This is a genomic window from Kitasatospora sp. SC0581 (assembly GCF_048159585.1).
In the GTDB taxonomy this organism is placed as follows: domain Bacteria; phylum Actinomycetota; class Actinomycetes; order Streptomycetales; family Streptomycetaceae; genus Kitasatospora.
The window spans coordinates 46,380-66,592 of sequence record NZ_JBLRWA010000026.1; the positions used below are offsets into that span (position 1 = coordinate 46,380).

Consider the following 20,213-nt stretch of genomic DNA (forward strand, 5'->3'; position numbering starts at 1 on the left):
GTTCCGGCCCTGCCAGGCTCACTCGCTCACCCCGCCCACCCGGCGCCTGCGCGCCCGGACCAGGAGGGCCAGCACCGAACCGAGACCGGCCAGCGCCGCACCGGTCGCGGCGTAGGGCCGGACCGACGAGCCGGTGTCCGGCAGCGGCCTACCCTCGTGGTGCTGCTGGTGCCCGCCCTGCGGGTGCTCGCCGGGACCGGTGCTGCCGTGCTCCGGCCCCTGGCCATTCCCGTTCCCATTCCCGTTCCCGTTCCCGTTGCCGTGGCCACTGCCGTTCCCATTGCCGTTCTCATGGCCGGGCTTGTGCTCGTGGCACTCCTCCTTCTCGCACGGCGGCGTGCACCGGGCGAGCGCGGAGGACGGCGGAGTGGTCACCGGCTCGGTCCCGGGCGGCGAGTTCGGCGGCACGTAGGAGGCGGTGACCGTGTTGACGGTGTCCTCACTGATCAGGCTGGAGCAGTAGAACTTCTTCGTCCGCCCCGCGGCCAGATCGAACGTCCCGGCCGCCACCGTGCAGGACACCTCCTGGCGGTCGTTCAGCGTGATCCCGGTCAGGTCCACCGTGCCGGTGTTGGTCACCGTGATCTGCCAGAACGCCTGGCACTTGTCCGGCGCACACGGCTCCTCGGACGCCCCACCCTTGTGCAGCGTCACCTCCTTGCCCCACGGCCCGGCGCCGCCCTCACCGCAGTCGCCGGACTTGTCCGACTGGCAGACCTCCTTGTCGACGCTCAGCGACGGAACGTTGGTGCCGCTCACATCCACGCGCGCCTCGGACGGCGGTGTGGTGATCGGGGTGCCGCCGGGGCCGGGGAAGGACGCCGTCACCGTGTTCGTCGTCGGCTGGGTGACGCCTGTCAGGTTGCAGAAGACCTGCTTGGACGCACCTGCCGCGAGGTCGAATGTCCCCGCAGCCGTCACGCAGGCCGGTGTCACGGAGTCGTTCAGCGTGATGCCGGTCAGGTTCACCGTGCCGTTGTTGGTGACGGTGATGCGCCAGTAGGCGGTGCTGTTCGGCGCGATGGTGGTGGTCTTGGCCCAGGGGCCGGGGCCGCCGTCACCGCAGTCGGCGGCGTTGGCGGAGGTGCAGACCTCCTTGTTGATGGCCAGGGACGGGACGTCGGCACTGGCCTCGGACGGGGGCGTGGTGATCGGGGTGCCGCCGGGGCCGGGGAAGGACGCCGTCACCGTGTTCGTCGTCAACTGAGTGACGCCCGGCAGGTTGCAGAACACCTGATGGGACGCGCCCGCCGCCAGGTCGAAGGTGCCAGCAGCTGTGACGCACGACGGTGTGACCGTGTCGGTGAGGGTGATGCCGGTCAGGTTGACCGTGCCGTTGTTGGTGACGGTGATCCGCCAGTAGGCGGTGCCGTTCGGCGCGACAGTGGTGGTCTTGGCCCACGGTCCCGCGCCGCCCTCACTGCAGTCAGCGGCGTTCGCGGAGGTGCAGACCTCCTTGTTGATCGTCAGCGACGGAACGTCGACGCTCGCTTCGGAGGGCGATGTGGTGATCGGGGTGCCACCGGGCCCTGGGAAGGAGGCCGTCACCGTGTTCGTCGTCAGCTTGGTGATGTCTGGCAGGTTGCAGAACACCTGATGGGACGTGCCTGCGGCGAGGTCGAAGGTGCCGGCGGCTGTGACGCACGAGGGTGTGACGGTGTCGGTGAGGGTGATGCCGGTGATGTTGACCGTGCCGTTGTTGGTGACGGTGATGCGCCAGTAGGCGGTGCCGTTCGGGGTGACGGTGGTGGTCTTCGCCCAGGGGCCGGGTCCGCCGTCACCGCAGTCGGCCGGGTTGGTGCTGGTGCAGACCTCCTTGTTGATGGCCAGGGACGGGACGTCGGCACTGGCTTCGGAGGGCGGTGTGGTGATGGGTGTTCCGCCGGGTCCTGGGAAGGAGGCCGTCACCGTGTTGGTCGTCAGCTTGGTGATGTCTGTCAGGTTGCAGAAGACCTGCTTCGACGCGCCTGCGGCGAGGTCGAAGGAGCCGGCGGCCGTCACGCAGGCCGGTGTGACGGCGTCGGTGAGGGTGATGCCGGTGATGTTGACCGTGCCGTTGTTGGTGACGGTGATCCGCCAGTACGCGGTGCCGTTCGGGGTGACGGTGGTGGTTTTCGCCCAGGGGCCGGGGCCGCCGTCACCGCAGTCGGCCGGGTTGGTGCTGGTGCAGACTTCCTTGTTGATCGTCAACGAGGGGACGTCGACGCTCGCCTCGGAGGGCGGTGTGGTGATCGGGGTGCCACCGGGCCCTGGGAAGGAGGCCGTCACCGTGTTCGTCGTCAGCTTGGTGATGTCTGGCAGGTTGCAGAACACCTGATGGGACGTGCCTGCGGCGAGGTCGAAGGTGCCGGCGGCTGTGACGCACGAGGGTGTGACGGTGTCGGTGAGGGTGATGCCGGTGATGTTGACGGGGCCGTTGTTGGTGACTGTGATGCGCCAGTAGGCGGTGCCGTTCGGGGTGACGGTGGTGGTCTTCGCCCAGGGGCCGGGGCCGCCGTCACCGCAGTCGGCGGCGTTGGCCGAGGTGCAGACCTCCTTGTTGATGACCAGGGACGGAACGTCGGCACTGGCCTCGGAGGGCGGTGTGGTGATGGGTGTTCCGCCAGGGCCGGGGAAGGACGCCGTGACGGTGTTCGTCGTTGACTGCGTGACACCCGGCAGGTTGCAGAACACCTGATGGGAGGCCCCTGCCGCCAGGTCGAACGTGCCAGCAGCTGTGACGCACGACGGCGTGACTGTGTCGGTGAGGGTGATGCCGGTGATGTTGACGGGGCCGTTGTTGGTGACGGTGATGCGCCAGTAGGCGGTGCCGTTCGGGGCGACGGTGGTGGTTTTGGCCCAGGGGCCTGCGCCTCCGGTGCCGCAGTCGGCCGGGTTTGTGCTGGTGCAGACCTCCTTGTTGATGACCAGGGACGGAACGTCGGCACTGGCCTCGGACGGGGGCGTGGTGATGGGTGTGCCGCCGGGTCCCGGGAAGGAGGCCGTGACGGTGTTGGTGGTGGATTGCGTGATGCCTGGCAGGTTGCAGAACACCTGATGGGAGGCCCCTGCCGCCAGGTCGAACGATCCGGCGGCCGTGACGCAGGCCGGCGTGACGGCGTCGGCGAGGGTGATGCCGGTGATGTTGACGGGGCCGTTGTTGGTGACGGTGATGCGCCAGTAGGCGGTGCCGTTCGGGGCGACGGTGGTGGTCTTGGCCCAGGGGCCTGCGCCGCCCTCGCCGCAGTCAGCGGCGTTCGCGGAGGTGCAGACCTCCTTGCTGATCGTCAGCGAGGGGATGTCGACGCTCGCTTCGGAGGGCGGTGTGGTGATGGGTGTTCCGCCGGGGCCGGGGAAGGACGCCGTCACCGTGTTCGTCGTTGACTGCGTGACACCCGGCAGGTTGCAGAACACCTGATGGGAGGCGCCTGCCGCGAGGTCGAACGATCCGGCGGCTGTGACGCACGACGGCGTCACGGTGTCGGTGAGGGTGATGCCGGTGATGTTGACGGGGCCGTTGTTGGTGACTGTGATGCGCCAGTAGGCGGTGCCGTTCGGGGCGACGGTGGTGGTCTTCGCCCAGGGTCCTGCGCCGCCCTCACCGCAGTCGGCGGCGTTGGCCGAGGTGCAGACCTCCTTGTTGATGGCCAGCGAGGGGACGTCGACGCTCGCTTCGGAGGGCGGTGTGGTGATGGGTGTGCCGCCGGGTCCCGGGAACGAGGCCGTCACCGTGTTGGTGGTGGATTGCGTGACGCCTGTCAGGTTGCAGAAGACCTGCTTGGAGGCGCCTGCGGCGAGGTCGAAGGTGCCGGCGGCTGTGACGCAGGCCGGTGTGACGGTGTCGGTGAGGGTGATGCCGGTGATGTTGACGGGGCCGTTGTTGGTGACGGTGATCCGCCAGTAGGCGGTGCCGTTCGGGGCGACGGTGGTGGTCTTCGCCCACGGGCCGGGGCCGCCGTCACCGCAGTCGGCCGGGTTTGTGCTGGTGCAGACCTCCTTGTTGATGACCAGGGACGGAACGTCGGCACTGGCCTCGGACGGCGGTGTGGTGATGGGTGTTCCGCCGGGGCCGGGGAAGGACGCCGTGACCGTGTTCGTCGTTGACTGCGTGACACCCGGCAGGTTGCAGAACACCTGATGGGAGGCGCCTGCCGCGAGGTCGAACGATCCGGCGGCTGTGACGCACGACGGCGTCACGGAGTCGGCGAGGGTGATGCCGGTGATGTTGACAGGGCCGTTGTTGGTCACCGTGACGCGCCAGTAGGCGGTGCCGTTCGGCGCGACGGTGGTGGTCTTCGCCCACGGGCCGGGGCCGCCCTCACCGCAGTCGGCGGCGTTGGCCGAGGTGCAGACCTCCTTGTTGATGGCCAGCGAGGGGACGTCGACGCTCGCTTCGGAGGGCGGTGTGGTGATGGGTGTTCCGCCGGGTCCCGGGAACGAGGCCGTCACTGTGTTGGTGGTGGATTGGGTGACGCCTGTCAGGTTGCAGAAGACCTGCTTGGAGGCGCCTGCGGCGAGGTCGAAGGTGCCGGCGGCTGTGACGCACGAGGGCGTCACGGTGTCGGTGAGGGTGATGCTGGTGATGTTGACGGGGCCGTTGTTGGTGACGGTGATCCGCCAGTAGGCGGTGCCGTTCGGCGCGACGGTGGTGGTCTTCGCCCAGGGGCCGGGGCCGCCGTCACCGCAGTCGGCCGGGTTTGTGCTGGTGCAGACCTCCTTGTTGATGGCCAAGGACGGAACATCGACGCTCGCCTCGGACGGCGGCGTGGTGATCGGGGTGCCACCAGGGCCGGGGAAGGACGCCGTGACGGTGTTCGTCGTTGACTGCGTGACACCCGGCAGGTTGCAGAACACCTGATGGGAGGCCCCTGCCGCGAGGTCGAACGAGCCGGCGGCCGTGACGCAGGCCGGTGTGACGGCGTCGGTGAGGGTGATGCCGGTGATGTTGACGGGGCCGTTGTTGGTGACGGTGATCCGCCAGTACGCGGTGCTGTTCGGGGCGACGGTGGTGGTCTTGGCCCACGGTCCCGCGCCGCCCTCGCCGCAGTCAGCGGCGTTCGCGGAGGTGCAGACCTCCTTGTTGATGGCCAGTGAGGGGACGTCGACGCTCGCCTCGGAGGGCGGTGTGGTGATGGGTGTTCCGCCGGGTCCCGGGAAGGAGGCTGTCACGGTGTTGGTGGTGGATTGCGTGACGCCTGTCAGGTTGCAGAACACCTGATGGGACGCGCCCGCCGCCAGGTCGAAGGTGCCGGCGGCTGTGACGCAGGCCGGTGTGATGGCGTCGGCGAGGGTGATGCCGGTGATGTTGACGGGGCCGTTGTTGGTGACGGTGATCCGCCAGTAGGCGGTGCCGTTCGGCGCGACGGTGGTGGTCTTCGCCCAGGGGCCGGGGCCGCCGTCACCGCAGTCGGCCGGGTTTGTGCTGGTGCAGACCTCCTTGTTGATGGCCAAGGACGGAACGTCAACGCTCGCCTCGGAGGGCGGCGTGGTGATCGGGGTGCCACCAGGCCCCGGGAACGAGGCCGTCACCGTGTTCGTCGTGGATTGGGTGACGTCGGTCAGGTTGCAGAAGACCTGTGTGGAGGCGCCTGCCGCGAGGTCAAAGGTGCCGGCGGCTGTGACGCAGGCCGGTGTGATCGCGTCGGCGAGGGTGATGCCGGTGATGTTGACCGGGCCGTTGTTGGTGACCGTGATGCGCCAGTAGGCGGTGCCGTTCGGGGCGATGGTGGTGGTCTTGGCCCACGGGCCTGCGCCTCCGGTGCCGCAGTCGGCCGGGTTGGTCGAGGTGCAGACCTCCTTGTTGATGACCAGGGACGGAACGTCAACGCTCGCTTCGGTCGGGGGCGTGGTGATCGGGGTGCCACCAGGGCCGGGGAAGGACGCCGTCACGGTGTTGGTGGTGGATTGGGTGACGCTGGTCAGGTTGCAGAAGACCTGTGTGGAGGCGCCTGCCGCGAGGTCAAAGGTGCCGGCGGCTGTGACGCAGGCCGGTGTGATGGCGTCGGCGAGGGTGATGCCGGTGATGTTGACCGGGCCGTTGTTGGTCACCGTGACCCGCCAGTAGGCGGTGCCGTTCGGCGCGACGGTGGTCGTCTTGGCCCACGGTCCCGGACCCCCGGTGCCGCAGTCGGCGGCGTTGGCGGAGGTGCAGACCTCCTTGTTGATGGCCAGCGACGGGACGTCGACGCTCGCCTCGGACGGCGGCGTGGTGATCGGGGTGCCACCAGGCCCCGGGAACGAGGCCGTCACCGTGTTGGTGGTGGACTGGGTGACGCCCGGGAGGTTGCAGAACACCTGCTGGGACGCGCCCGCCGCCAGGTCGAACGTCCCCGCGGCCGTCACGCACGAGGGCGTCACGGTGTCGTTCAGCGTGATGCCGGTGACGTTGACCGTGCCGGTGTTGGTGACGGTGATCCGCCAGTAGGCCGTCCCGTTAGGCGCCACGGTGGTGGTCTTCGCCCACGGTCCCGGTCCCCCGGCGCCGCAGTCGGCGGCGTTGGCCGAGGTGCAGACCTCCTTGTTGATGGCCAGCGACGGGACGACGGCGCTCGCCTCCGACGGCCCTGTCCTGACCGGTGTTCCGCCGGGGCCGGGGAAGGAGGCGGTCACCGTGTTCGTCGTCGACTGGGTGACGCCGGGGAGGTTGCAGAAGATCTGATGGGAGGCGCCCGCTGCGAGGTCGAACGTCCCGGCGGCTGTCACGCAGGACGGTGTGACGGTGTCGTCCAGGGTGATGCCGGTGATGTTGACCAGGCCGGTGTTGGTCGCGGTGATCCGCCAGTAGGCCGTCCCGCCGGGGGCGAGGGTGGTGGTTTTGGCCCATGGTCCGGGGCCGCCGGGCCCGCAGTCGGCGGCGTTGGTGGAGGTGCAGACCTCCTTGAGGATCTCCAGCTTCGGCGCGCACTCGGCGCCGGGGGTGACCTGGAGGGTGACGGTGTTGGAGGTGACGGGCGGCTGGCCGTTGGTGACGGCGGAGGCCTGGTTGGAGACGGCGGTGACGGAGCAGTCGGTGGAGACGGTGGTCTCGAAGCAGATCTGCGGCGCGTCGCCGACGAAGGTCACCTGCATCTGCGGGTGGTTGCCGGGGGTGAAGGACGACCCGTTGACGAGGGTGAGGTTGGCGATCACCTGGATCGGTGAGTCGCTGGTCGGGACGGATGAGATGTCCGCCGTCTCGGTGGTGGGGTTGAACGGGAAGGTGCCGATGGTGGTGCCGTCGGAGGCCAGGACGGTCACCGAGGACTGGGTGAAGTCGACGGTGGTGGGGTCGAGGCCGAGGAGGCTGACCGTGCCGTACGACCTCACGTGCCCGGTGGCCCCGTCGCAGTAGTACGCGGAGGGGTTGAGGCTGCCCTGGGCCTTGGTCTTCAGGCAGGGGGAGGCGCCGGTGATCGGGTCGATGGAGAACAGGTAGCCGGTGTCGCCGAGGCTGTACTTGCACTGGCCGTCGTAGGCGAAGCCGTACGGCCTGGTGTCGCCGCCGTTGACGTTGGGCGGGCCGTTGACGACGCCGTTGGTGCCGTACTGGGCGCAGGGGGCCTGGGTGTTCCAGTCGTAGCAGAACTCGGAGCTGTTGGAGGTGGGGGAGATGCTGAGGTAGATCCAGAACGGGAACTCGGTTTCGAGGTGTCCGTTGGGGGCGGTGATGGTGAGCGGCACCTGGAAGTTGGATTCGCCGGGGGCGACGTTTGTGCTGAGGAGGGTCTGCAGGCCGGGGGGCGCGGCGACGGGGTTGCCGGCGAAGTCGAAGCAGACGACGGTGCCGACGGGCGGGGTGACGGCCAGTTCGACGCCGCCGACCGCCGTGCAGACGCCGGTGACGGTGCCGGCCGTGTCGTACATCTCGAAGACGTTGTCGGCGCGGGCGGCTTCGGTGCCGGTCGGGGTGACGACGGTCTTGGGGGTGGCCCAGCCGGTGCACGCGGCGTTCGTCGACGGGTCGAAGCAGGACATCACCGTGGGCAGCGGGGCCAGTTGGTTGTCGGTGACGTAGATCTTGCCGTTGATGACCCGCATGATGCCGGCGTAGTCGCCGCTGAAGGCGACCTGGCCCTCGTTGGGCGGCAGGCCGATATTGAAGGTGCCGCAGGAGGAGTTGCCGACGGGGTCGTAGCAGAGGATCTCGCCGGTGCCGGAGACCGCGTAGATCAGCTGGTTGGGCGCCTGGACGACGCCTCCGATGACCAGGCCGGTGCCGGTCTGGAGCGGGGTGAGGCCGCAGCTGGTCTGGGCCTGGAGGTCGATGCAGCCGACGCCGATGAGTGCTTGCGTGACCCGGCTGATCGCGGCGTAGTACAGCCGGGAGCCGATCTGCACGTAGGTCGGGGTGCGGGTGCTGCCGATGTCGCCGGTGGTCGTGTCGGCGGCGGAGGAGTTCAGCGCCTGGGGCCAGGTGGCGGGGGCTCCGCTCGGGGTCGGGCAGGGGCCGTTGGTGAGCAGGTCGGTGCAGACCACGCTGGCCGTGTTGGAGAAGCCGTGGTGGTAGATGTTCCAGATCTCGGGGGTGGGGACGCCGTTGATGGTGGCGGTGTAGCGGATGGGGGTGAAGCCGTCGCCGCCGGTGGCGGTGTTGATCGGGGTGAACGGCGGCGGGATCTGGACCACTTGGCCGGTCGCCGGGGAGGAGAGCGTCGGATTGGTGGCCTGGACGACGTTGGTGGCGGCGCCCTGGTCGGTGCCGGAGAAGGTCGTGCCGCCGTCGGTGGACCACTGCTTGGTGAAGCCGGGGGGCACCTGCAGTGAGCCGGGGACGTAGGACTGGGTCTGCGGTGTGCTGCCGGGGCCGCCCTGGATGGCGTCGGTGACGGTGGTGCTGACCGGTGCGCCGTCGGGGTTGGTCGCGGAGACGACCCAGCGGACGGTGTCGCCCTGGGCGGTCTGGGTGGTGCTGCCGGTGGTGGTGTCGGTGCCGGTCTTCGCCAGGGTCACGGGCTGCTGGCGGACGTCGTGGCGGCCGTTCCGCTGGTCGGCGGGGGCGGCCGTCGTGCCGGTGGCGGGGGTGCGGGGGTCACGGCTCGGCGCGTGTGCCACGGCGGGGGCGGCGAAGGAGCCGGAGGCCGTGGCGAACGCGAGGAGGAGGGTGAGCACGGCCCCGATGAGGCGGTCGCGGAGCGTGTCCATCCCGGGTCGGCTTCCGTGTCGGCGGCCGCGTCGACTTCGCTCGTGTCCGCTGGTGGCTGGACAGCGCCTCATGACGATTCCCTTCGGTCGAGCGGTCCGGTGTCACGCGGTGGGCTGCACAGCGGTGGGTTGGACGGCGGTGGGTTGGACGGCGGTGGGTTGGACGGCGCGGGGTGGATGGCGGTGGTGACGGGCACGGGGGTCGGGGAGCGGATGCGGGGTGTTGTTGACCCAATACGGACAGTGACCGTACGGGCGTAGTATGCGTGCCGAAAATCCGATAAACGGCATTAACGTGCCCGAGTGGCACGACGGTTCACCCGGATGCGCCGGGGAGGCCGCCCAGGTGGCGGGCGGGCTGTGAGGCCCGGGTGAAGGTCATGGGTAGGGCCGGTGATCAGCCGTTGATCGGGCGTAGACGACGAGCCTGGAGCATCGGGACCCGGAGGGAACCGGTCCGGAGGCCACAGCCTGATCGCCGGGTCCCCGTACGGCCGGACCACGGGCCGTACGGGCGCCCGTGGCTGACGCCGCCACCGGTCCCGACGCCAGGAGGAGTCCGGACCACGAAGGGCAGACGAGGCATGGACGGCGGGCTGTCGGTGCAAGCGGTGAGAACGGCGGCGGGTTTCGGCGAGCTGCTGCGGCTACGGCGCGAGCGAATCGGGCTGACGCAGCAGTGCCTGGCGGATCACGCGACCCTGAGCGTGCGGGCGATCCGGGACATGGAGAGCGGCCGGGTGCGACGGCCCCGCAACGAGACCGTCCGGCTGCTGGCGGACGCGCTGCGGCTGGAGGGCCGCAGCCGGACGGACTTCGAGGAGGCCGCCCGCCGGCAGCAGGCCGCGGACGAGCCGGGGGACGAGCCGGCCGCCCCGCCGGTGGCGCGCGGGGCGATCGTCGGCCGGGAGGCGGAGGCCGAGGTGCTGGCCGACGCCTTCGCCGTCCACGGGGACCGGCTGGTCTCGCTGGTCGGCCTCGGCGGGGTGGGCAAGACCCGGCTCGCTCTGGAGGTGGCCCGCCGACTGCACCTGGCCGTCCGCTGGTCGGTGCGCTGGGTGGACTGCGGCGGCGGCCCGCACCCGTGGCGCGGGCGGCTGGACGACCTCGTCCGGGACATCGGCGAGCGGCCCGCCCTGCTGGTGCTGGACGGCGCCGACGGCGGGGTGGACGCCGGGCAGCTGGACGGGCTGTTCCGCCACTGCCCCGGGCTGCGGGTGCTGATCACCGCCCGGGAGGCCCGGCCGCTGCCCGGCGGCCAGGTCATCCCGCTCGCGCCGCTGCCCGTACCGGACCCCGAACTCGACGCCGAGCCCGAGGCGTTGGCGCAGGTCGGGGCCGTCCGGCTGCTGCTCTCGCACCTGTGCCGGCTGCGGCCCGGCTACACCCTGGAGCGCTCCGAGGCGCCCGCCGTCGCGGAGCTCTGCCGCCGACTGGACGGCCTGCCGGGCGCGTTGGAGCGGGCGGCGGGCTGGGCGCTGGTGCGGTCCACCGCCCAGCTGGTGGCCGGGCTGGCGGCCGTCCCGTTCACGCTGGCGGCGCCGCCGGTGGTGTTCGGTGCGCGCGGTGACCTGCGGGACGACCTGGAGCCGGCGATCCTCCGCCTGACGGACCGTCAGCGCGCCCTGCTGGAAGTGCTGGTGGACGAGCCCGGGGACTGGTCGGGGGAGGATGCGGTGGTCCGCAGCGGCTGGACGCTGCAGACCTGCCTGGCCACGGTGCACGAGCTGCTGTCGCGGGGGCTGATCCGCAGCGTGCCCTCCCGGGACGGCGTGCGCTTCACCGTCCTCAACCTGTGCCGCCGGCTGGTCCGGGAGGAGCCCGGGCCGCGGCTCGCGCCGGCCGGGGACGTCCCGCTGCTGGCGGCCGCGGGCTGACCGGTTCTGCCGCCGGCCGACCCATTCTGCCGCTTAATGCCGCCGGAGCTGCCGCTTGCCGGGCCCGATCGTTCCTAGCGTTCTCCGTGGGGCCGGGCCGCCGCGCAGAACGCGACGGAACGCCATCGAGGATCACTACCGGTGAGGGCGGAGTCGTGGAGCACGGGAATGCCGAACAGAACGGTCCGGGCGGTCTGGACGTCGTCGTGACGACGACGGCCTCGGACTCGCACACCTGGAACCTGGTGTACCTCCAGTTCCTGCTGGAGGAGATGGGCCACCGGGTGACGAACCTGGGCGCGTGCGTCCCGGACGCGCTGCTGCTCTCCGAATGCCGCCGGGCCGAACCGGACCTGATCGTGATCAGCAGCGTCAACGGGCACGGCCACCAGGAGGGCCTGCGGGTGATCGAGGCCCTCCGCGCCTGCCCGGAGCTGCGGAGCACCCCGACCGTCATCGGCGGCAAGCTCGGCATCGCCGGGGCCGACGACCCGGACCGCGAACGCGCGCTGCTGGCGGCCGGGTTCGACGCGGTCTTCGAGGACGGCGCCGCGGTGGCCGGGTTCCGCGCCTTCGTCGGCGGACTGCGCTCCGGGGTGCTGCTGTGACGGCTCCCGCCGGGGCCGGTCCCGCCGGGTTCGGTTCCGCGGCGGCCGGTCCTGAACGGGCGGGCCCCGCCGGGACGGGCTTCGGCGCGTTCGTGGCGCAGGCCGCCGAGGCGGGCGCGCTGGTGGTCCAGCCCCGGATGGGCATGGCGGAGGCGGCCCCGATGCGGGCGGGCCTGCTCGCCACCCGGGGCGCGGCCGCCGTCACCGTCGGCACCATCACCCTGGACAGCTACACCCGCACCGGCGACCTCGCGGCCGCCCGGCGCGCCCTGGCCGCCGGGGCGGGCCTCAACGGCTACCCGATCGCCACCCACCCCGTCGAGGTCACCCGGGCGGTGCTGCGCGGGGTGGCGGACGCGGGCTTCCCGGTGCAGGTCCGGCACGGCTCGGCCGCACCGGAGCGGATCGTCGAGGCGCTGTTGGCGGCCGGCCTGGACGCCACCGAGGGCGGACCGGTCTCCTACTGCCTGCCGTACGGCCGCACCCCGCTCCACGAGGCGGTGGCCCGTTGGCGTCGCGGCTGCGAACTTCTGTCCTCCGTCCGGGAGTTCGGCGCCGAGCCGCACCTGGAGACGTTCGGCGGCTGCCTGATGGGCCAGCTCTGCCCGCCCTCGCTGCTGATCGCCGTCAGCGTGCTGGAGGCGCTGTTCTTCCGTCGGCACGGGCTGCGCAGCATCTCGCTCAGCTACGCCCAGCAGGCCGACGCCCGCCAGGACGAGGAGGCGCTGGCCGCGCTCGGCCGGATCGCGGGGGAGCTGCTCACCGACGTCGACTGGCACCTGGTGGTGTACGCGTACATGGGCGTGTACCCGCGCTCGCCCGGCGGTGCGCGGCTGCTGCTGGAGGACGCGGCGCGGCTCGCGGTGCGCGGCGGCGCGGCCCGGCTGATCGTCAAGACCACGGCCGAGGCGCACCGCATCCCGACCGTCGCCGAGAACGTCCGGGCGCTGGAGGCCGCCGCCGCGGCCGCCACGGCGGAGCGGGCCCGGCCCCCGGCATCCGGCCGCCGTCCCGCCGTGCCGCCGGACACCGGGATCGAGGCCGAGGCCAGGGCGCTGATCGGCGCGGTGCTCGACCTAGACGCCGACGTCGGGCGGGCCCTGGTACGGGCGTTCGCGGCCGGCTACCTGGACGTGCCGTACTGCCTGCACCCCGACAACGCCGGGCGCACGCGCAGCTCGCTGGGCCCGGACGGGCGGCTGTACTGGTCCTCGGTCGGCTCGATGCCGATCGCCGGGCTGGGCGAGCGCGGCCGCGCGCCGATCCCCGGCTCGGCCGGGCTGCTCGCCGCCCTCTCCCACGTCCAGCGGAGCTACGACGGCCGGGCCCGGTACGCCGCCGCCTCCGCGTCCGCGTCCGCCGCCCGGGGCCTGCCCGTCGCGCGCTGAGCCGCCGCCCCGCCGAGCCGCCCGCGCTCCAGCCGTCCCGCCCGGCCGGCGCTCCACCACCGACGACCGCCCGCGCCCCCGACGGCGGACCACGGCCCCCGAGAGAAGAGGACTCCGACCATGCCCGACGCCACCCCCCTGCCCCCGACCGATCCGGGCCGGCACCTGACCGCCCCGACCACCCGCAGCGCGCTGCGGATCCAGCAGCACCTGCTGTCCGCCGCCCGCGAGTTCCTGCGCGGCCGGGGCTTCACCGAGCTGCTGCCGCCGATCATCGGCCCGGTCACCGACCCCGGCGCGCGCGGCTCCAAGCAGGTGGACATCGACTTCTACGGCCACCGCTACAAGCTGATGACCAGCGCGATCCTGTACAAGCAGGCCTCGCTGCTCGCCTTCGACAAGATCTTCTGCATCGCCCCGAACGTCCGTCTGGAGCCGCTGGAGACCGCCGGGACGAGCCGGCACCTGGCCGAGTTCCACCAGCTGGACGTGGAGGCGGCCGGCGCGAGCCGGGACGACGCCGTCCGGCTGGCCGAGGAGCTGGTGGTGCACATCGTCGGCAGCACGGTCCGCGAGCTGCCCAAGGAGTTCGCCGAACTCGGCCGGGACCCGCAGGCGTTCGCCGACCTGCTGAAGGGCTCCTTCGGCCGCGTCCGGCACGCCGAGGCGGTCGCCGAACTGCGCGGGATCGGGCACCCGCAGAGCCTGGACGCCGAACTCGACTGGGAGGGCGAGGCGTTGCTGTCGGCCCGGCGCGACCGGCCGTTCTTCGTCACCGACTACCCGAAGGGCTCGCGCGGCTTCTACGACCGCGAGCACCCGCAGGACCCGGGCCTGCTGCGGAACTTCGACCTGCTCGCGCCCGAGGGCTACGGCGAGCTGTGCAGCGGCAGCCAGCGCACCAACGACTACGCGGAGATCGTCACCCGGATGCGGGAGACCGGCGAGAACCCGCAGAAGTACCGCTGGTACCTGGACCTGGTGCGCGAGGGCGTGCCGGCCAGCGCGGGCTTCGGCATCGGCGTCGAGCGGCTCACCCGGTACGTCGCCGGGCTGGACGCCGTCTGGCAGGCCAGCGCGTTCCCCAAGGTCGCCGGGGTGGTGTCGCCATGAGCGACCTGACCGCGCCGGGGTTCCCGGAGGAGGAGGTCCGGCGGCGGGCCCGGGCCGGGGCGGCCGCCGTGTTCCCGCCCGCCGAGGAGTACGGGCGGGTGCTGTTCGGCGCCGGCGCGGCCGAGGAGGCGGCGCCGTCCGACGCCCTCGACGCCCTGCGGATCGTCCCACCGCTGTTCCTGCCGCAGCGGCTCGCCAAGCTGATCGACCTGGGCCGCGAGCCCGACTACCGGGACGTCGAACTCGCCACCGCCATCGGCGGGTTCGCCTCCGCGCTGCCGGTGTACGTCTCCGCGACCGGCTCCACCCGGGCGGCCGGCGGCGACCTCGGACTGGCCCTCAGCCGGCAGGCCGGGGCGCTCGGGATCCCGATGGTGATCGGCGAGAACGTGGTGCCGGTCAACGGCTACGGCCGGCTCGGCGAGGCCGCCGACCGCACCCTGCTCGGCCGGCTGCGCGCCTACGGCGAGGAACTCCCGGACGGGCTCGGCGGGGTGGCCGTCCAGCAGAGCACCGAGGACGCCGACGCCGAGGTGTGGAACCTCGTCCACAGCGACCCGGCCGCCCTGCCGCTGCTCGAATCCGGGCGGCTGGCCTTCGAGTTGAAGGTCGGCCAGGGCGCCAAGCCGGGCCTGGGCGGGATGACCGTGCTGGACGCGGAGGCCGCCGCCGCGCTCGGCGACCGCTTCGGGCTCGACCCGCTGTTCGGCGACGGGCGGGTGCTGCGCGCCGCCACCCCGGGCACCTTCACCGCGGAGATCCTGCGCCAGCAGATCCGGCTGATGCGCAACAACTACCCGCGGGTGCGGATCTGGGTGAAGCTCTACCCCGGCCGGGACGTGGCCGAGGCCGCCCGGGTGGCGCACGAGGCCGGGGCGGACGCCGTCGTGGTGGACGGCGCGGAGGGCGGCACCGGCTGGGCGCCGGGGGTGTTCCTGCCGCACGTCGGCCTGCCGCTCGCGGAGTGCCTGCGCCGGCTGGCGGTCGTGCCGCCGCCCTGCCTGCTGGTCTCCGGGCGGATCTGGGAGGGCGCCCGGGCGGTCAAGAGCCTGGCGCTGGGGGCCCGCGCGGTGGGCCTCGGGCGGGCGGCGCTGCTCGCCGTCGCGGAGGACCGGGAATCCGGGCTCCGCCGTTTCACGGAATGCCTGGCGCTGGAACTCCGGCTGCTGATCAGCGCGCTCGGGAAGTACTCCCCGGAGGCCCTGGAAGAGGCGGACGTCTGGTCCCCCGGGAATTCCGGAATCCCCCTCGGCCGGTAGCCCTGGCCTGCTCGGGAAGCGGCAGAAGGAAACTGCCGACTTCCTTCCGCCCGTTCTGCCGATAGGGCCTTCGTAATCCCCCTATCGCCTTCTTCGCCGATTCCTCTCACGATCTGGGGCTGGATGATGTCCTCTCGCGGTTTTCCCGTCGAATTCACGGCGCCCGCATTCGCGCCGTTCGCCTCCGCCGTCGCGCGCTTCCCGGGGCGGCCGGCCGTCCGGGCCGGGGCCCGGACCGTCGGCTACCGGGAGCTGGACGGACTGAGCGCCGCCCTCGCCGCCCGGCTCGCCCCCGGGCGGACGGTCGCCGTGACCGGCCGCGACCGGCTGGACCACGTGGTCGCGCTGCTGGCGGCGCTGCGGGCGGGTGCCACCTACCTGCCGCTGGACCGGGAGGCGCCCGAGGAGCGCAACCGCTGGATCGTCGAGGACGCCGGGGCCGGGCTCGCCCTCGACGGCGAGGAGCTCACCGAGCTCGGCGAAGGGAAGGGCGCGGGCGCCGGCTACGTCATCTACACCTCCGGCACCACCGGCCGCCCCAAGGGCGTGCACGTCCCGCTCGCGGCCCTGACCGGCCACCTGGCCGGTGTGGTCGAGGCCCTCGGCCTGACCGAGCGGGACGTGGTGCTGCAGTTCGCCCGTCCGACCGTGGACGTGGCCGTGGAGCAGGTGCTCGGCGCGCTGTCCGCCGGGGCCTGCCTGGTCCTGCCGGAGCAGCGGCTGCTCGCCCCGGCCGCGCTGCTGGAACTGCTGGACGCCGAGGGCGTCACCGTCGCCAACCTGGCCGCGGGCTACTTCCAGGACGTGGTGGCGGCGCTGGGCGGCCGGGTGCCGCGCACCCTGCGGCTGATGGTCTCCGGCAGCGACAAGCTGGAGCCGGCCACCGCCGCCGCCTGGTGGGCGGCGACCGGGGTGCCGCTGCTGAACGCGTACGGTCCGACCGAGACGGTGGTCACCGCCACCGTCCACCGGCTCGACGGCGGTCAGGAGCAGCCGGGCGCCCGGGTGCCGATCGGCACCGCCGTCGGCGGGCGGCTGCTGCACGTGCTCGACGAGCGGCTGCGGCCGGTGCCGCCCGGCGAGGCCGGTGAACTGTACGTCGGCGGGCCGCTGTTGGCCTCCGGCTACCTCGGCCGCCCGGGCCTGACCGCCGGCCGCTTCGTCGCCGACCCGTTCGCGGACCCGGACGGCCCCGGGGGTGCCCGGATGTACCGCACCGGCGACCTGGTGCGCCGAGCCGCCGGGGAGGGCCCGCTGGAGTTCCTCGGCCGCACCGACCACCAGGTGAAGATCCGCGGCTTCCGGGTCGAGCCCGGTGAGGTCGAGCAGGTGCTGGCCGGCCACCCCGGCGTCACCGGCTGCGTGGTGGTGGCGCACGAGGGCCGGCTGGCCGCGTACGTCACCGGCGCCGCGCCGGGGTACGCCGAGGCCCGGGCCTGGCTGGCCGAGCGGCTGCCCGAGCACATGGTCCCGGCGACGCTCACCGCGCTGGAGGCCTTCCCGCTGACGGCCGGCGGCAAGGTGGACCGCGCGGCGCTGCCCGAGCCGCGGACGGCGCCGGAGGGCCGGGCGGCCGGCCGCCCGCCGCGCACCCCCGCCGAGCAGCTGATCGCGGCGGTCTGGGCGGACGTGCTCGGGGTGCCGGAGGTCGGCGCCGACGACAACTTCTTCCACCTGGGCGGCGATTCGCTGACCGCCGTACGGGTGGTGGGCCGGGTCTTCGACGTCTTCGGCATGGTGTCGCCGTACACCATCTTCGACGCGCCGACCCTGGCCGGGTTCGCCGCCGCGGTGACCTCCGCGACCGGCGGCGCGCGCCCGGCCCCGGTGCGCTCGGGCGCCGCCGAGGCCCCGCTGTCGAAGTTCCAGCGCGGCCTGTGGTTCCTCGACCAGTGGAACCCGGACGCGCCGACCTACGTGGTGCCCTGGGTGTTCCACTTCTCCGGGCCGGTCGACCCCGAGCTGCTGCGGCGGGCGCTGGCGGGGGTGGTGGAGCGGCACGAGAGCCTGCGGACCACCTTCGAGCTCGCCGAGGACGGCCCGCGCCAGATCGTCCACCCCTCCGTGGAGCTGCCGTTCACGCTCACCGAGACCACCGCCGACCGGGTGGACGAGCTGGTCGCCGAGGCCGCGCTGGAGCCCTTCGACCTGGCGCGGGGACCGCTGGTGCGGGCCCGGGTCTTCCGGGCCGGCGGGGCGACCACGCTGCTGCTGCTCCTCCACCACATCGTCTGGGACGAGGGCTCGCTGCCCGTGCTGGAGGCCGAACTCCAGGAGCTGTACGCCGCGCTGGCCGAGGGCCGCCCGGCCGAGCTGCCGGAACTCGCCGTCCAGTACGGCGACTACGCCGCCTGGCAGTACCAGGACGACACCGCGGAGAAGCAACTCGACTACTGGCGCGAGCAGTTGCGCGACGCGCCGACCACCGACGCGCTGGCGCCGGACCGCCCCCGCCCCGAGGAGCAGGCCTTCCGCGGCGCCTTCCACCGCTTCGCCATGCCCGATCCGGTGGCCGAGGCCGTCCGGGCGCTCGCCCGCAGCGAGGACGCCACCCCGTTCATGGTGCTGCTGGCCGGGCTGGCGCTCACCCTGCACCGCCGCTCCGGGCAGCGCGACCTGGTCCTCGGCTCGCCGGTGAACGCCCGCGGCCGGGCCGAACTCGACGGCCTGATCGGCTACTTCGTCAACCTGCTGCCGCTGCGGCTGAAGCTGGAGGAGGGCACCTCCTTCCGCGAGCTGGTCCGGCACGTGCGCGAGGTGTCGATCGGCGGCTACCGGCACCAGGAGGTGCCCTTCGACGACATCGCGAACGCCGTGCTCGACGAGCGCCCCGAGGACCGCAACCCGCTCTGCCAGGTGCTGCTGGAGCTGCACCCGCTGGACCCCCGGCCGTTCACGGTCGGCGGGCACGCCGTCACCCGCTCCCTGCACTCCAACCCGGTCTCCCGCTTCGACCTGTCCGTCTCGGTGGACGACCTCGGCACCGGCTTCACCGGCCGCTTCGAGTACGACAGCGACCTCTTCGACCCGGCCACCATGGCCGGCCTGTGCGAGGAGTGGCTGGGCGCCCTGGCCGCCGCCGTCGAGGTGCCGGTGCACGCCCTGTTCGAGGCGCGGGCCGCCCGCGAGCCGGGCGCCGTCGCCCTGGTGTCCGGCGAACGCGCCGTCGGTTACGGCGAGTTGAACGCCGCCGCGAACCGGCTCGCCCGCCACCTGGCGGGCCTGGGCATCGGCCGCGGCGACACCGTCGCCGTGCTGACCGAGCGCGGGCCGGAGCTGGTCACCGCCCTGCTGGCGGCTCTCAAGACCGGCGCCGCGTACACCCTGCTCGACCCGGACTTCCCGGCCGAGCGGCTGGCCGGCGCCGTCGCCGACACCGGCGCCGCCACGGTGGTCACCCACCGGCACGCCACCGTGCCGTTCGCCGGCCCCGGCCAGGTGGACCTGGACGCCTCGGCCGCCGACCTCGCCCGGTACCCGGCCCACGACCTCGGCCTGCCGGTCGACGGCGCCGACCTCGCCACCGTGATGTTCACCTCCGGCTCCACCGGCCGCCCCAAGGGCGTCGCCGTCCCGCACCGCGCGCTCACCACCACCTACCTCGGCCAGGACTACGCCCGCTTCGGCCCCGACGAGGTCTGGCTGCAGTGCTCGCCGGTCTCCTGGGACGCCTTCGCGCTGGAGCTGTACGGCGCGCTCTGCTTCGGCGGCACCTGCGTCCTCCAGCCCGGCCAGCGCCCCGACCCGCAGACCGTCGCCGAGCTGACCCGCCGCCACGGCGTCACCCAACTCCAGCTCTCCGCCAGCCTGTTCAACTTCCTGCTGGAGGAGTTCCCGGAGACCTACGACGGCCTGAAGCTCGCCTTCACGGCCGGCGAGCGGGCCTCCACCACCCATGTCGCCAAGGCCCTGGAGGCCTACCCGGGCCTGGTCGTCGCCAACGGCTACGGCCCGGTGGAGAGCCTCGGCCTGACCACCTGCCACCGGGTCGGCCCCGCCGACGCCGCCGGCGGCTCCATCCCGATCGGCGTCGCGCTGCACGGCAAGGGCGTCCTCGTCCTGGACGAGCGGCTGCGCCCCGTCGCGCCCGGGGTGACCGGCGAGCTGTACGCCACCGGCGGCGGCCTCGCCCACGGCTACCTCGGCCGGCCCGCCCTGACCGCCGAACGCTTCGTCGCCTCCCCGTACGGCGCCCCCGGCGAGCGCCTCTACCGCACCGGCGACCTCGGCCACCGCACCGCCGAGGGCCTGCTGGAGGTCACCGGCCGGATCGACGACCAGGTCAAGATCCGCGGCTTCCGGGTCGAACCCGGCGAGATCGAGGACGCGCTCACCCGCCACCCGGCCGTCCGGGAGGCCGCCGTCGCAGTCCACGAGCCCGCCCCCGGCGACCGCCGGCTCGCCGCCTACGTCACCGTCGCCGCCGGCGCCCCCGGCCCGGACGCCCTGCTCGACCACCTGGCCGGCCTGCTGCCCGAGCACATGCTGCCCGCGACCCTGGACGTCCTGGCCGCGCTGCCGCTCAACCACAACGGCAAGGTGGACCGCAAGGCGCTGCCCGCCCCCGCCGGGCGCCCGGCCGCCTCCGACGAGGACGCGACGGCCGACGAGGCCGCCGACCCGCTGACCGAGGCCGAACGCCTGGTCGCCGAGGCGGTCCGCGAGGTGCTCGACCTCGCCGAGGTCGGCCGCGAGGACAACTTCTTCCGGATCGGCGGCAACTCGCTGGCCGCCGTCCGGGTCGCGATGCGGCTGTCCCGGGAGACCGGCAGCCGCGTCCCCCCGCAACTGGTGTTCCGGGCCCGGACCGTGAGCGCCATCGCCGAACGGCTGGCCGCCCGGTGACCGGCCGCACCGCACACGAAGGGA

Annotated in this window: 7 protein-coding genes; 6 read left to right on the forward strand and 1 reads right to left on the reverse strand. The window is 72.9% G+C overall.

The annotated features are described in order from the left end of the window. Nucleotides 1–18 precede the first annotated feature (18 nt). Nucleotides 19–9,099 (reverse strand): hypothetical protein, encoded by a 9,081-nt coding sequence (locus ACLWS4_RS29205; RefSeq protein ID WP_416875694.1) that lies wholly within the window; start codon nucleotides 9,097–9,099, stop codon nucleotides 19–21. A 584-nt stretch (nucleotides 9,100–9,683) separates the two neighbouring features. On the opposite strand from ACLWS4_RS29205, the gene ACLWS4_RS29210 reads away from it, so the two are divergent. From ACLWS4_RS29210 to ACLWS4_RS29235, 6 genes are all read left to right on the forward strand, one after another. Continuing rightward, on the forward strand, nucleotides 9,684–10,976 hold the full coding sequence (locus tag ACLWS4_RS29210; RefSeq protein ID WP_416875695.1) for a helix-turn-helix domain-containing protein: 1,293 nt from the start codon (nucleotides 9,684–9,686) through the stop codon (nucleotides 10,974–10,976). A 155-nt stretch (nucleotides 10,977–11,131) separates the two neighbouring features. Then, nucleotides 11,132–11,584, forward strand: a complete 453-nt coding sequence (locus ACLWS4_RS29215; RefSeq protein WP_049658201.1) for a cobalamin B12-binding domain-containing protein — start codon at nucleotides 11,132–11,134, stop codon at nucleotides 11,582–11,584. Continuing rightward, a complete protein-coding gene (locus ACLWS4_RS29220) occupies nucleotides 11,581–12,972 on the forward strand; it encodes a methylaspartate mutase (RefSeq protein ID WP_416875696.1) in 1,392 nt (463 codons plus the stop codon). The genes ACLWS4_RS29215 and ACLWS4_RS29220 overlap by 4 nt, the downstream gene beginning before the upstream one ends. Before the next feature lie 120 nt (nucleotides 12,973–13,092). Further along, nucleotides 13,093–14,085, forward strand: coding sequence for an asparagine synthetase A (locus ACLWS4_RS29225; protein ID WP_259316464.1), 993 nt, complete (start codon nucleotides 13,093–13,095; stop codon nucleotides 14,083–14,085). After that, entirely contained in the window at nucleotides 14,082–15,344 is a 1,263-nt protein-coding gene (locus ACLWS4_RS29230; RefSeq protein WP_387823595.1) for a glutamate synthase-related protein, read from the forward strand. The genes ACLWS4_RS29225 and ACLWS4_RS29230 overlap by 4 nt, the downstream gene beginning before the upstream one ends. Before the next feature lie 123 nt (nucleotides 15,345–15,467). Further along, entirely contained in the window at nucleotides 15,468–20,189 is a 4,722-nt protein-coding gene (locus tag ACLWS4_RS29235; RefSeq protein WP_416875697.1) for an amino acid adenylation domain-containing protein, read from the forward strand. Nucleotides 20,190–20,213: the final 24 nt, after the last annotated feature.